Here is a 13,394-nt window from a genome sequence, read left to right as displayed (position 1 = left end):
CACATGAAAACGCTACTCTTCCCCAACCGGCAGTGTTCGTCGGTGTTGATCCTTGCCTGCCTGCTGGTGCTGCTGGCAGCCAGCCTTGTACAGGGCCAATGGCCGGACTACATGCAACTGGCCGCGACGCTCGATCAGCCGCTAAGCCGCCTGCGCTGGATAGTTGGTGATATCAGCGAAGTGGCCTTCTATAAGCACGAGTTGCCCGCCCTGGGCTTGCTACTGGGAGCTTGCCTGGCGCATTGGGCCCATGTGCATGGGTATCGCTGGCACGGCTTTGCCATCTGCTACGGCAGCGGACTATGGCCGTGGGTGTTCACCAGTTCGCTGCTGGGCTTGTTGCTCAGTCACGCGTTGTGGGGATGGACCTTGGCCAGTGGCGCCTGGCAACCAACCTTCGTTGCTTTCGTATCCTTGCCAGCAGCCATGGTGCTGTTGTTTGGTGCGGGTTGGCAGGTGACCATCACCGGCGCACTGCTGGGAGCGCTGTTGGTAACACCAGCCAGCCTGTTGATGGTCAACTACCTGTGCTATCCCCTGCAGTTGCCGGTGGTAGTCGGCAACGTAGGTGGCATGGCGCTGGCAAGCGTGATTGCGTTCATGCTGTGCTGGCGCTTTCCATCATGGGTACGGCCCAGCCACCCGACCGCCGCACCTGAATCCGATGCGGCCCAGCCCGACTACGGTGTGGCCTGGACCTTGCGGCGTGTACTGGCCGATTTCAGCGAAGCGCCATTCTTCGGTAATGAACTGGCCAGCCTCGGGCTACTGTTGGGGGTGTTCCTGGCATACATGCTGGCCCCCGCTGCGCCAGTCTACGGTTCGCAGCTGCTGATACCGCTGGTTGCCGGGCAGGCGCTGGCATCACTGGTGGGAGTCGTGTTCTGGCGTCGCCAATGGCAGGCGCGAGGCTGGTACCCCACTTACATTCCCATCGTCTCTATCGTACCTGCCGCTGTGCTCACCCACGGTGGAGACTGGCAAGTGGTCGTAGCCAGTGCAGTGCTGGGCGCGCTGGTAGCGCCACCGTTGGCAGTGGCCATCAGTCAGCGCTTGCCGGCCTACATGCATGGTTACATCGGCAATGTAGTGTCGATGGCCATCAGCACACTGGCGATCGTTCCGCTGGTCGGGCTGCTTGCTGGAGGTGGCGTATGAAAGCGCATGCAAACCTGCCCAAGTTGTCGATTGCCAGCCTTGGAGGGACGGTGAGCATGCGGGCAAGTGCGAGCGAATGCGGGGTGATGCCCAAGCTTGACTGCGATGAACAACTGGCCAAGTTGCCACAACTGCGTGAGATGGCCCAGCTTGAAGCTGCCACTTTGGGTCTGCTCCCCAGTGCCTCGCTGGGCTTTGCGGCGATGCTCGAGGTGCTGGCCTGGGCCCGGGGCGAGGTGACTCGCGGAGCACACGCGGTGATACTGACCCAAGGTACCGACAGCCTCGAGGAAACGGCGTATTTCCTCGATCTGCTCTGGCCGTTCGATGCGCCATTGGTAATGACCGGTGCCATGCGCGCGGCCAGCCAGCCGGGCAGCGACGGCCCGGCCAACCTGCTGGCTGCGGCGCAGGTTGCACTGGCGCCGGGCAGCCGTGGGCGCGGCGTTCTGGTACTGATGAATGATCAGGTCCACTGTGCTGCAAGGGTTCGCAAGACGGCAAGCCTCGCGATGGCTGCATTCGAATCGCCCGGGTGCGGAGCGCTGGGCGATGTTGTGGAAGGTGCTGTGGTATATCGTCAGCCACTTGGCCCACGAGAGGTGCTGCCGTTACCGCATCGCACCGAGCACCGGGTTGCAATGCTGGAAGCATGCCTGGACGCAGATACGGCGTTGTTGAAGGCCACAGCGGCACTGGGCTACGAGGGGCTGGTCATCGCCGGTTTTGGTGCCGGCCACGTTTCCGGTAGCTGGTCCGAAGTGCTTGGCCATCTCGCGCCGACCTTGCCAGTGATTGTTGCTACCCGCACAGGCAGTGGCCCAACAGCCACGGCCTCTTACGGTTTTGCCGGTGCCGAGATCGATCTGCAGAGCAAGGGGGTACATATGGCGGGGCAGTTGTGTCCGCGCAAGTGTCGCATTCTGCTATGGCTGTTGATCGGAACTGGCAGGCAGCAACTGCTGCATGGCTGGTTGCCACGTTAAGCAATCTGCCCGCAAAGCTGTAAGCGCGGGCAGCCCTTCTGGCGTTGCTGTGCTAGGGTGCACACACTTTTGCTTCCCAGGATGTTCACCCATGCTCCCCGCACTCAGCGAAAAAGAACTCGACCGCCTCGAAGACCTGTTGATCACCTACGGCAATGACTACTCGGTACTCAACCTGGCCGAGCTCAATGGCTTTTTCACTGCACTGGCTAGCTCACCGACCACTGTCACCCCGGAACAGTGGCTGCCCGCGGTGGCTGGCGGCAAGGTGCCGAAATTCAAGAAGCCGGCGCATGAAGAGGCGTATACGGCATTGATGCTGCGCTATGCCAGCCAGGTGGCGGAGGAGTTGGGGGACGACGTCGATCACTTCGAGCCGCTGTTCGAGGAAAGTGAAGGCGAGGCAGGCACGGTGGTCGTGATGGAGGAATGGTGCTTCGGCTATATGCGCGGCACCCAGGTCGCTGGCTGGGCCGAGCTGCCGCCGGAGCAGGACCGACTGCTCAAGGCCATTTCGCTGCATGGGCTCGAGGACAACTTCGAGCTGCTGGACCAGATGAGCGAAGAGGACATCCAGGCCTGTGTGCCGCAGGTGATCGAGGCTGCGCGTGGGTTGTTCCGGTATTTCAACAAGCTGCACTGATCTTGCACCTGCCTTGATAGTACCGGCCAATATCGGTTTGTAGGAGCGGCCTTGTGTCGCGATAGGACCGCTCCTACACAGAGCATACGCGGATCTGGATACTTCCATTATTCCGCTCCGCGAAATTATGGTTTCCCCGCCACACGGATTCTGCTGCCAGCCGAACCGGTGCAGCATGTGCTCCACCAGCCCACCCCGGTGCTGATCAGGAGCCAAGCCCATGTCGAACCCGATCAAGCTTTACAACTTCCCCAAGTCCGGCCACGCCCATCGCATCGAGCTGATGCTTTCGCTGCTGAACCTGCCCACCGAGCTGGTGTTCGTCGATCTGGCCAAAGGCGCGCACAAGCAGCCGGACTTCCTGGCCCTCAACCCGTTCGGCCAGGTCCCGGTCATCGACGACAACGGCACGGTGATCGCTGACTCCAATGCCATCCTGGTGTACTTGGCCAAGAAGTACGACAACGGCACCTGGCTCCCCGAGGAACCCGCTGCCGCCGCCCGCGTCCAGCGCTGGCTGTCGGTCGCTGCCGGCCCGTTGGCCTTCGGCCCTGCTGCCGCGCGTCTGGTCACGGTGTTCGGAGCCTCGTTCAACACCGACGAAGTGATTACCCGCGCCCATACCCTGCTGAAGGTGATCGACGCCCAGCTGGCCAAAACGCCCTTCCTGGCCGGTAGCACACCCACCATCGCCGATATCGCCAACTACTCCTACATCGCCCACGCACCGGAGGGCAATGTGTCGCTGGAGCCCTATGCCAACGTACGCAGCTGGCTGGCGCGGATCGAGGCGCTGCCGCGCTTCGTGCCCATGCCACGCACCGTGATCGGCCTGCAGACCAGCGCCTGATATCCCGCCACTGCGAGGAACGCCGCCATGCAACAGAACCCGGACCACCACTCCTCGCCCTGGCATTCGGGGGAGAAGACCCTGCAGGAAAAAGCCGGTGTCGCGGAGCGCATGGAGGCGTTCGGGCAGAAGGTCATTCGTGACTACATGCCCGACCAGCATCGTATTTTCTATCACCAGTTGCCGTTCATGGTTGCCGCCAGCGTGGACGCACTGGGGCGGCCCTGGGCAACGCTGCTGGAAGGGCCGGAAGGTTTCGTCAGCTCGCCGGACCCGCGCCAGCTGACGATCGACACTCAACTGCCAGCAGACGATCCCGCCACCCCGGGGCTGGCTGCCGGGCAGGCGGTCGGCCTGCTGGGGATCGAATTGCATACCCGCCGGCGCAACCGCCTCAACGGCCAGATCCACCAGGCCGGCGACGGGCAACTGCAGGTGACTGTGGAGCAGTCGTTCGGCAACTGCCCGCAGTACATCCAGCTGCGTGACTACACCCGTGTCGCGGAACCCGCCCAGGGGCGTGTCGATGCGACGACACTCGATGCCTCGGCTGTCAGCATGATCCAGGCAGCCGACACCTTCTTTGTCGCCAGCTATGTCGAGCATGTCGACGGCCAGCGTTCGGTGGATGTCTCCCACCGTGGCGGGCGGCCCGGGTTCATCAAGGTCGAAGGCAACCGCCTGACCATTCCCGACTATGCTGGCAACCTGCACTTCAACACCTTGGGCAACCTGCTGGTGAACCCGCAAGCAGGGTTGCTATTCATCGATTTCAGCAACGGCAACGTGTTGCAGCTATACGGGCATGCCGAGTTGCTGCTGGACAGCCCCGCCATCCAGGCGTTCGAAGGCGCCGAGCGCTTGTGGACGCTGGAGGTCGAGCAGGTGGTACGGCGCCCGGCTGCCGTTTCCCTGCGTTGGGCCTTCAAGGAGTACGCCCCGACCAGCCTGATGACCGGCACCTGGGCCGAGGCCGACATACGCCTGCAGCAACGCCAGCGGCAGCGCCAATGGCAGGCCTGGCGTGTGCTGCGGGTGGAGCAGGAAAGCCGTGATATCCGCTCGTTCTACCTTGAGCCTCCTGCTGGCATTGCGATGGCCTTTGCCCCGGGGCAGCATGTTCCGGTGCAAGTCCAGCTCGACGGTGAGGCGGCGCTGATCCGCACCTACAGCCTGTCCAGCGCGCCTTCCGACGGTTACCTGCGCATCAGCGTCAAAGCCCAGGGTCGGGCCTCGCGGCACCTGCATGAGCACGTCGTGGCAGGCGATGTGCTGAACGTGCGCTCGCCGATGGGCAGCTTCACGCTGGACCTGCAGAGTACGCGGCCGCTGGTGCTGATCGGCGCGGGTGTGGGTATCACGCCGTTACTGGCCATGCTGCGCGAGCAGTTGAGCAAGGGGCAGGCACGGCGCATTCATCTGTTCCATGGTGCGCGCAGCCTGGCCGACCTGCCGTTCCGTGAGGAGCTGGCAAGTTTGCGGCAACAGGCCGGCGGCCTGCTGCACGTGTACCGCGCCCTGAGCCAGCCGGAAGAGCATGCGCTGGCGGGGCGTGATTACGAGTTTGCCGGTCGGCTGGGTATCGAGCAGGTCAAGGCGACGCTGGCGCTGGACGACTACGATTTCTACCTGTGCGGCCCAGGCAGTTTTACCCAGGACCTGTATGAAGGGCTGCGCGGGCTGCATGTGCCGGATGCGCGGATTCATGCCGAAGCCTTTGGCCCGTCGACGCTCCGGCGGCACACCGACGATGACCAGCCCACCCTGCAACAGCCGCCCGCGGCCAGTGAGCCGGTGCCGGTGTACTTTGCGGCTTCGGCCAAGGAGGCGCGCTGGGCGCCCGGTGGCGGGACGCTGCTGGAGCTGGCCGAGGCTCGCGGATTGTCGCCGGAGTTCAGTTGCCGAGGTGGGTCGTGTGGTACCTGCAAGACCCGGTTGGTCAGTGGCCAGGTGCATTACCCGAACCCGCCGGCCGAGCTGCCGGAGGCGGGGTCGGTGTTGATCTGCTGTGCCGTGCCGGCCCGGTCGGAGGAGGGGGCGCAGGCGTTGGTGCTGGATCTGTAAGGTAGCTTGTCCCGGCCCTTTCGCGGGCTCGCCCGCGAAAAGGCCGGCACAGGCAACACAAAACGCTCAGATGAAAGATAATCCCGGCATCTCATAGCGCTCAGGAGCCCGCATGGACCAGATCCACCTGATGAAGGTGTTCGTCGCCGTAGGCGAGCTGGAAAGCTTCGCCGCCGCTGCCCGCCGCCTGGACATCTCCCCAGCTGCGGTCACCCGTGCCGTCAGCGCCCTGGAGGATCAGCTGGGGGTCAAACTGCTGCTGCGCACCACCCGTAGCGTACGCCTGACCGAAGCCGGTGGCCGCTATCTGGAAGACACCCGGCATATCCTCGCCAGCATCAACGAGGCCAACGAAGCCGCCGCCGGCATCAACGCCACGCCCAAGGGCGACCTGGCCGTCACCGCGCCCATCCTGTTCGGCAAGAAGTTCGTCATGCCGTGCATCGTCCACTACCTGCAGCAGTACCCCGAGGTTGACGTTTCCGCCTACTTCCTCGACCGCATCGTCAACATGGTCGAAGAGGGCATGGATGTGGCCGTTCGTATCGGCCCCTTGCCCGACTCCGGGCTCAAAGCACTGCGGGTGGGCAGGGTCCGGCGCATGCTGTGCGCCTCTCCCGAGTACCTGGCGCGCCACGGCGTGCCGAAGCACCCGTCCGACCTGGCGGAGCATGCGGTGATCGGCACCACCAACCTGTCGCCGCGAGCCGGCTGGCGTTTCGGGGTGACCGATGAGCCGACTCTGGTGCGCATGAAGCCTCGCTTGATGGTGACCAGCAATGACGGGGCAATCGCTGCCGCCAGCGGCGGGTTGGGCATTGCCCGCCTGCTGTCGTATCAGGTCGCGGATGAGGTGGCCAGTGGGCAGTTGCAGGTGATCCTTGCCGAATACGAAGAGGCGCCGTGGCCAATCCATATACTGCACCGGGAGAGCAAGTACGGTTCGGCCAAGGTCCGCGCCTTCATTGACATGCTGGCGCAGGCGCTGAGGGCTCGGCAGCTGGACTGATTCAACCGAGCAGGGTGAATGTAAAGCAACCCGGGCACTGCTGTTCCAGCCACTCCTTGGCGCGTTCGCTCAGGAAGTAGCCACGATAGACATCCCCTTTGAAGAAATCGGCTTGCTCGTCGGCCTTGAGCACCTTGAGATACTGGCCAAGGTCGGCAGGGTCATACTGCGGGTCCTTGAGCAGGTTGAGCTTGCCCACCACGAATGCCTGCCAGTACTCCGGCATGCGCTTGGCAAGCCCAGGGTCATGCGGCAGGGAGTCGATGATCGAGCTCGGCCCGCCTTCCAGATCGAGGTAATCGGTAATGGGCTTGCTGGTATCCCAATGCAGCCAGTCGATGTGAACGATATGGGTCTTCTCCAGGTGCTCGTAACGCCCGACCCCCTTCAGGCCGCCTTTTTCCAGGGCTTCCTTGACCGGCTGGGTGAGCACCAGCGAACCCGAACGGATATACGCAGCCGGAGTGTACGGCCCGGCCCGCTTGATGCTGTCTACATCGGTATCTTCGTCCCAGGCGATCATGCCCTGGACCAGTGCTGCGCCCCAGTCTCCCCAGGGCGTTGGCGCGTTGTCTAAATGGTAGATATTCATACCAGGCCCCCGAGATCTTGCCGTTCGTGCCGTAGCTATGTTCATGGGCGGACCTTGATCCTGGCTGGTCATTCAGGCGAACTGAATGAAGAAGAAACCGGCGTCGTCGCCTTGCTTGCCACGGCGTGCCTGCATGTCCACGAACAGATAGCCGTTACCTTCGCCGAACAGCCCCGCATGCTGAGGGCTGGCTTCGGCCACGTCAGCATCTATCAGTTGCATCATGAACATGTAGCGCGTTGGTTCATAGATCGGGTCCTGCAGCCAGCAGGGCCTACCGCTGGGTTTGCTCAGGCCGATCCCGCTGTCCTCATCCTGATGTTCCTCGTCATGCTCCTCGTCAGTCATTTCTTCGAAATCGATGAACGCTCGCTCCAGCAGCAAGGGGGGATTGGCGGGTTCCAGCGGCTGGCTGGCGAGTTCGTGCAGGATGACCCGGTTAAATTCGCTACTGAGGACGTTCAGCAGTTCGATTTGTTGATTGACCGTATAGCGACGTTGGAGAGGGCGGCTGAAACTGCCATCCTGATGTTGCTCGACGGCGAGGAAAACCGTGATGGCCATGCCTGGTGGGACGAACATGGCCGGTTGGAAGTGCTCGCTCAGGGTCAGGATGGGCGTCAGCAACATGCCGGTTTCAGGGTTTCTCGGCCACAAGGACAGGTCCTTGAGCAAAGCCGCGCCACCGATCTGGCCGAAGCCGCGATCTTGTTGGGACAAGAGGATTTTCTTCATGGCTGGTAACACCCTTTGCGCTTGCGGACGACCTGGCGTAGCGACGGGTAGTCAGCGATTTTGGTTACCACTCGAACAGCCCTACGAAGTTTTTCTGGTCCACAGGGCCGCTCGAGCAACTGGCGCCACGTGCCAGGATGGAAGGCTCGAGGCGGTTGCCCATCTGGCGAACAGCCTGGTACTGGCTATCGCAACCTCCGGGCAGCGACGGGGCGGGCTGCACATGCCTGACAATGATGATCTGTACACCATTGAACTGTTCCACGCGAGGCTTGCCTCCATCCCTATCCGGGCTGAATTGGCAGGGCCAGGGCATGTCCAACTCTAGCAGTGATGCATCGGAGCTGCGCAGTGCGCAACGACCTTCGTGGTTCACAAGTGCAAGCTTGTGCCCGGCAAGGATAACTTCAGGCCCCGCATTCGATGACGGGGCGGGCGCCTGCGCGCATGCATTCAGGGCGATTGCAGCCAGCAGCGTCGGCAGGGCTTTGGACACACGCTTCATTTCAGTTCCCCAGAACCGGCCTGCGGGAACAGCGCTGAAAGCAACGGCGATTCATTCACCAGAATTCGATCTCCTATCGGCCCTGGGGAGGGCGTGTACCTGTGCGGAGTTGTTAATGTGCACAGGTGCGAAACTTACATAAAGTGCCAAAGTGATATCGCGCTGGCAGGCACTTCGAAGTCGGGTTTTATGGTTTATTCATTCGCAATTGTCAAGGTAAGCTAGCCGCGCTCTACGGTTTTCAAGGACGACAGTGCTCACTCATATGAATGGATCGAAGTTTCAAAAGGGTCAGGAACTGCAAAGATTTCTTTCCCGCTATTTCGGCGTTTTCATCGCCGAGTTGCTGCTGTCCTGCTTCGCCATTGGCGGCAGTGTTTCACTGGTGTTCTCCACCTGGCTGCGCAGCCCGGACCGGTCGCTGTCGGTGCTGGCATTGGCGCTGGCATGCGCGGTGAGCGCCGCTTCGCATATCGCGCTGGTGCGTGGATACGCCTGGGGCCTGCGGGGGCTGATCGGCCTGAACGGGCTGGCCGTGTTGGCTGCGTTGCCCAGCTACGCTTACCGGCCGCACATGGGCGGCTACGTCTCTGTTTTGCTGCTCGGGCTGCTGGCCTTGCTGGTCATCAATACCCAGCGCTACCGGGAAATGCGCGTGCGCCTGGTGGGCTACCGGGACATTCGCAGGGCCAACCGGCAGGCGGCGAAAGCTGCCAAGTAACGTGTTTTCGCTGATGTAACGAGGCTTCTGGATGAATTTGCGCCGCATGCGTGTCGGGTTCGCTGGTTTGCTGTTGCCATTGCTTGCTGCGTGCAACGGGCACAAGGTCGAGCGCGTGGTGGTTTATGAGAACAATGTCCATCACTGGCGCATCGAGCACGTGGTGGCGCAGAACTGGCCGGTGGGGCCACGTCAGTACTACGAGGTGTTTCTCAAGGACCGCTTGCTGATCCTGCCTGCCAATGTCTTCAACGACGAGCGCGACATTAGTGAGTTCGTTGCTGCGGGCGGTTTCGACATCAGCAACTGGCGCAACGACACGGTCATCGTGGCGTTCGAGAACGTGCAAAAGCGCGAGGGCGGCAACGAGCATTTTATCCGCTCGCTGATGATCACCCCGGAGTACAAGGAAGGGGAGGTGATACTGACTGACATGGCGACCCATATGCAGATCGTGGTGCAGCGGGTGGAGCCGGTTGGGGAGGGGAAGTAGCAGGGCAGTGGTGTTATAGACAGGCAAATGAACTAGCTGTGGATGTCACCGGCATTTGTGGGAGCGGGCAAGCCCGCGAAGCAGGCGACGCGGTGTATGGCACCGGCTGCGCCGGTGTTCGCGGCTAAAGCCGCTCCCACAGGTACAGCGTGAACCCGAAGCCAACGCAGTACCTGTGGGAGCGGGCAAGCCCGCGAAGCAGGCGGTGCGGTGCATGGCACCGGCTGCGCCGGTGTTCGCGGCCACGGCCGCTCCCACAGGTACAGCGTGAACCCGAAGCCAACGCAGTACCTGTGGGAGCGGGCAAGCCCGCGAAGCAGGCGGTGCGGTGCATGGCACCGGCTGCGCCGGTGCTCGCGGCCACGGCCGCTCCCACAGGTACAGCGTGAGCTCGAAGCCAGCGCAGTACCTGTGGGAGCGGGTTCACCCGCGAAGAGGCCCGCCCAGGCAAACCCGCCGCTTAAACCCCATGCAACCGCAGCGCCCGCTGCGCACACTCCCGCCAACTCAACTTCGGTTTCTCTACCGGCGGCAGCTGTTGCACTTCCCCAGCCAGCACCACCGGCATATCCCGCATCCTCACCCAAGGCTCACTCTGCCAATACAACAACGTCGCGCTCCGCCCCCCAGGCCAGCACATCTGCTCCAGTCGCGGGACATCCTCCATCCCGTCCGCCTGCCGATCACGCAGCACCGCCACCACCTCATGCGTCAGCCACCAGCGCAAATGCCGGTTCTCCGGCACATGGTGATGCGCCAACAAGGTATACGCCCCGGATTCGCTGACCATCGTGGTTTCCTGGTACTTGCCATAGCGCAGCAACTGCACGGAGCGGTACTGATCCGGGTCGAGTTTGCGCATGCAGTGTTCGTCGTAGAAGTGACCACTCAGCCGGCCGAGTTCGTGGGCGCAGAACCAGGCTTGGGATTCGAGCCAGAGGGTGTGGAGTGGGCGGTTGCGGCGGGTGAATAGGGTAGGTGTATTGAAACTGTTCATCTTGTGTCGGCGCTGATTGAAAACTGACCCACCCTGCCGATTGAAAAATGACCCAGGGCTGCTTGCCGATTTAGACCCCGGCAATTGTGGATAAGCCTAGCAGTCGACAGCGTCGTGAAAGTGCTGACCCTGCACTCAGCAAGGCCAGCCCAAAGAGGTCAAAACGGGTCGTCCTCCGATTCCTCGACATCCTGCCGTCTGCGCTCCCTCGCCTGGATCTTGGTCTTGGCCACCAAGGTGCTGTTTTGCAGGCGGTATGATTCATTCCCCGTCTCGACGATGTGGCAGTGGTGTGTCAATCGGTCGAGCAAGGCCGTGGTCATCTTGGCGTCGCCAAATACGCTCGACCACTCGGCGAAGCTGAGGTTGGTGGTGATGATCACGCTGGTGTGCTCGTAAAGCTTCGAAAGCAGGTGGAACAGCAGGGCTCCGCCGCTCTGACTGAAAGGTAGGTAGCCAAGCTCATCAAGGATTACCAGATCTGCACGCAGTAGTCCTCGGGCGATACGCCCTGTCTTGCCCTCATGTTTTTCACGCTCCAGCAGGTTGACCAGATCGACTGTGGAGTGAAAACGCACACGCTTGTTATGTTGGGTGTTGCCGGCCACTGCCAAGGCAGTAGCGAGGTGCGTTTTAACCGGTGCCAGGGCCACCGATGAACACCACATTTTGCGCTGTGTCGGTGAAGGCCAGAGTGGACAGTTCCCTGATCAATCGGACATCGGCGCTGGATACACCGAAGTCGAAGCCAGCCAGGTCACGGTGCATGGGCAGTTTCGCCATGCTCATCTGATGATGCACCGAGCGTACTGCTCGGTCGGCGTGCTCTTGATCAAGGAGATGCTCGATCAGCCATTTCGATGACGCAGTGGAAGATTCGCCTTGTGCGGCCAGCTCTGCCCAGGCATCGGCCATGCCGTGCAGGCGTAAGTCTTTGAGTTCCTCTGTGAGATCACGCATTGCGCACCTCCTCATCCGTGCTGCGCAACCGGTCATAGCGTGCGGTATTGGCAACAGGGGTAACGTTCAGTTGCAGGTTGGTTTCGACCGAGGGTGGTGCTTCACGAGCGGTCAGACGGGCCACGATGTTGAGGATGTGGTCAGCGCTCAGGCTGCCAGACTCCAAAACCAGCTCAACCGCTACGAGAACAGCATCCAGGCCAGCGATGGGCACGGCGGCCAAGACCTGGGTCATAACCCGGTCACCCTGTAGATTCCGCAGCAGCCCGCGCCTGAGCAGGCGTAGTGGCTTAGGCAGATCGGCAAACGGGGCACCATTGCGTAGGGCCCCCGGTTTGCGTTCAATGAGGGGGATGTAGTGTTGCCAGTCGTAGCTGACCTGATCGCGATCAAACAGGCGCTCATGGCTAGCAATCACACCCTCATCGGCAATCACGACGATTCGCGAGGGATAGAGCCGACTGCTGACCCACTGGCCAACACGCTCACAGGGTACTGAATAGCGGTTGCGAGCCACGTTGATCAGACAGGTGCTGGAAACGCGAACCGTGCGTTCTACATATCCGTCGAAAGGCGTCGGCATCGGCATCATTTCGACGCGCTCCAATTCCAAGACTTCTGCGACGGTAAGGCCGTTGTACTGCGGATGAATCAGCTCATGCCAGAGAGCCCGGCAGCGCTGGGCAAGCCAGGCATTCAACTCTTCGAAGCTATGGAAAGTATTGTCGCGGGCGGACAGCCAGATGCGGCGCCGACTGTCTTGGACATTCTTTTCGACGATACCTTTTTCCCAGCCGGACGCTACGTTGCAGAAGTCCGGGTCGAACAGGTAGTGCGAGCACATCACCATGAAGCGAGCATTGACCGTGCGGCCTTTACCCTTGGAGACCTTGTCGACCGCAGTTTTCATGTTGTCGTAGATGCCGCGACGCGGCACGCCACCTAAGGCGGCGAATGAGCGGGTATGGGCATCGAACAGCATTTCATGCCCTTGGCTGGGATAGGCCACTAGCCAGAAAGCTCGGCTGGCACATAGCTTCATGTGCGCGACCTGGACGCGCCTGAAAACACCGCCAACCAGCAGGCCTTCCTCGCTCCAATCGAACTGGAAGGCCTCGCCCAAGGCGAATGCCAACGGCACAAATGCCCGTACCGCCTTGCCTTGCTCTCCGCGCCAATGACGAACGAAGGCAGTGAGCTGGCTGTAGCCGCCGTCATAGCCTTCAGCGCGGATCATGGCCAGCAGCGCCTTGGCACTGCGACGATGTTGCTTGGCCCTTAAGGCATCAGCCCGCAGCGCTTGCTCCAACATCTCGTGAAAGGGACTGAGCTTGTTGAACACGGCTCGACGCTGATAAACCGGCTGTTTGGACTCCGGCGCTCTGACCCATTTTCGGATGGTGTTGCGCGACAGTCCGGTGCGCTTGGCTATCTCATGCAACGACAGCTTGTCGCGGAAATACATCCGCCGAATTTTGCCCATCATTTCCATGCTGATCACCCTGTGTTCTCCTGCTCAAAAATTGAGCAGGTGCAGTGGAACACCTGGGTCAGTTTTCAGTCAGCACAACGGGCGAAACTGGGTCAGTTTTCGGTCAGCGGCAACAGTGTTCCAGTGACGAGTGAGTCTTGGCTGGACATTCTGGTCACTCCTGGCGCTGGTTGGCGCGTGATGGGAAGT

Annotated in this window: 13 protein-coding genes and 1 pseudogene; 8 read left to right on the top strand and 6 right to left on the bottom strand. The window is 61.6% G+C overall.

All coding sequences use genetic code 11. From position 1 onward, the window contains the following. The first annotated feature begins 3 nt into the window (after positions 1–3). The 6 genes from NY023_RS21540 to NY023_RS21515 all read left to right on the top strand — a co-directional run bounded on the left by NY023_RS21540 (position 4) and on the right by NY023_RS21515 (position 6,710). Positions 4–1,158 (top strand): hypothetical protein, encoded by a 1,155-nt coding sequence (locus tag NY023_RS21540; protein ID WP_023660855.1) that lies wholly within the window; start codon positions 4–6, stop codon positions 1,156–1,158. Then, a complete protein-coding gene (locus tag NY023_RS21535; protein WP_044047143.1) occupies positions 1,155–2,144 on the top strand; it encodes an asparaginase in 990 nt (329 codons plus the stop codon). Before NY023_RS21540 ends, NY023_RS21535 begins: the two co-directional genes overlap by 4 nt. Before the next feature lie 91 nt (positions 2,145–2,235). Further along, positions 2,236–2,787 carry a UPF0149 family protein gene (locus NY023_RS21530; protein WP_013973896.1) on the top strand — a complete coding sequence of 184 codons (552 nt, stop codon included), beginning with the start codon at positions 2,236–2,238 and terminating at the stop codon, positions 2,785–2,787. 220 nt (positions 2,788–3,007) lie between these two features. Next, complete coding sequence (locus tag NY023_RS21525; protein WP_013973895.1) at positions 3,008–3,637, top strand: glutathione S-transferase family protein; 630 nt, start codon at positions 3,008–3,010, stop codon at positions 3,635–3,637. A 27-nt stretch (positions 3,638–3,664) separates the two neighbouring features. Further along, complete coding sequence (locus NY023_RS21520; RefSeq protein ID WP_013973894.1) at positions 3,665–5,701, top strand: pyridoxamine 5'-phosphate oxidase family protein; 2,037 nt, start codon at positions 3,665–3,667, stop codon at positions 5,699–5,701. Positions 5,702–5,813: 112 nt separating this feature from the next. After that, positions 5,814–6,710 (top strand): LysR family transcriptional regulator, encoded by an 897-nt coding sequence (locus tag NY023_RS21515; RefSeq protein WP_013973893.1) that lies wholly within the window; start codon positions 5,814–5,816, stop codon positions 6,708–6,710. 1 nt (position 6,711) lies between these two features. On the opposite strand, the gene NY023_RS21510 is transcribed toward NY023_RS21515, so the two are convergent. From NY023_RS21510 to NY023_RS21500, 3 genes are all read right to left on the bottom strand, one after another. Next, the gene (locus NY023_RS21510; protein WP_169775184.1) at positions 6,712–7,302 is read right to left on the bottom strand and encodes a hypothetical protein; all 591 of its coding nucleotides are present in this window, start codon (positions 7,300–7,302) and stop codon (positions 6,712–6,714) included. Positions 7,303–7,374: 72 nt separating this feature from the next. Then, positions 7,375–8,022: a hypothetical protein gene (locus tag NY023_RS21505; protein ID WP_238531254.1), complete on the bottom strand. Its 648-nt coding sequence runs from the start codon at positions 8,020–8,022 to the stop codon at positions 7,375–7,377. Between the two features lie 79 nt (positions 8,023–8,101). Continuing rightward, entirely contained in the window at positions 8,102–8,302 is a 201-nt protein-coding gene (locus tag NY023_RS21500) for a hypothetical protein (protein ID WP_013973890.1), read from the bottom strand. Between the two features lie 505 nt (positions 8,303–8,807). On the opposite strand from NY023_RS21500, the gene NY023_RS21495 reads away from it, so the two are divergent. Then, complete coding sequence (locus tag NY023_RS21495) at positions 8,808–9,263, top strand: hypothetical protein (RefSeq protein ID WP_013973889.1); 456 nt, start codon at positions 8,808–8,810, stop codon at positions 9,261–9,263. A gap of 31 nt (positions 9,264–9,294) precedes the next feature. Further along, positions 9,295–9,756, top strand: a complete 462-nt coding sequence (locus NY023_RS21490) for a hypothetical protein (RefSeq protein ID WP_003259732.1) — start codon at positions 9,295–9,297, stop codon at positions 9,754–9,756. 460 nt (positions 9,757–10,216) lie between these two features. Here the strand turns inward: NY023_RS21490 and NY023_RS21485 are convergent, their stop codons facing one another. The 3 genes and pseudogenes from NY023_RS21485 to istA all read right to left on the bottom strand — a co-directional run bounded on the left by NY023_RS21485 (position 10,217) and on the right by istA (position 13,205). Then, positions 10,217–10,753: a Bro-N domain-containing protein gene (locus tag NY023_RS21485; RefSeq protein ID WP_013973888.1), complete on the bottom strand. Its 537-nt coding sequence runs from the start codon at positions 10,751–10,753 to the stop codon at positions 10,217–10,219. 158 nt (positions 10,754–10,911) lie between these two features. Next, positions 10,912–11,713 (bottom strand): annotated as a pseudogene (gene istB / locus NY023_RS21480) (IS21-like element helper ATPase IstB). Further along, entirely contained in the window at positions 11,706–13,205 is a 1,500-nt protein-coding gene (gene istA / locus NY023_RS21475) for an IS21 family transposase (RefSeq protein ID WP_169725187.1), read from the bottom strand. Before istA ends, istB begins: the two are co-directional and overlap by 8 nt. Between the last annotated feature and the right edge of the window lie 189 nt (positions 13,206–13,394).

The sequence above is a fragment of the Pseudomonas sp. NBB genome, from assembly GCF_032701105.1.
GTDB lineage: Bacteria > Pseudomonadota > Gammaproteobacteria > Pseudomonadales > Pseudomonadaceae > Aquipseudomonas > Aquipseudomonas asiatica.
The sequence above is the reverse complement of the archived record's forward strand: the minus strand, read 5'-3'. Positions and strand labels throughout refer to the sequence as shown.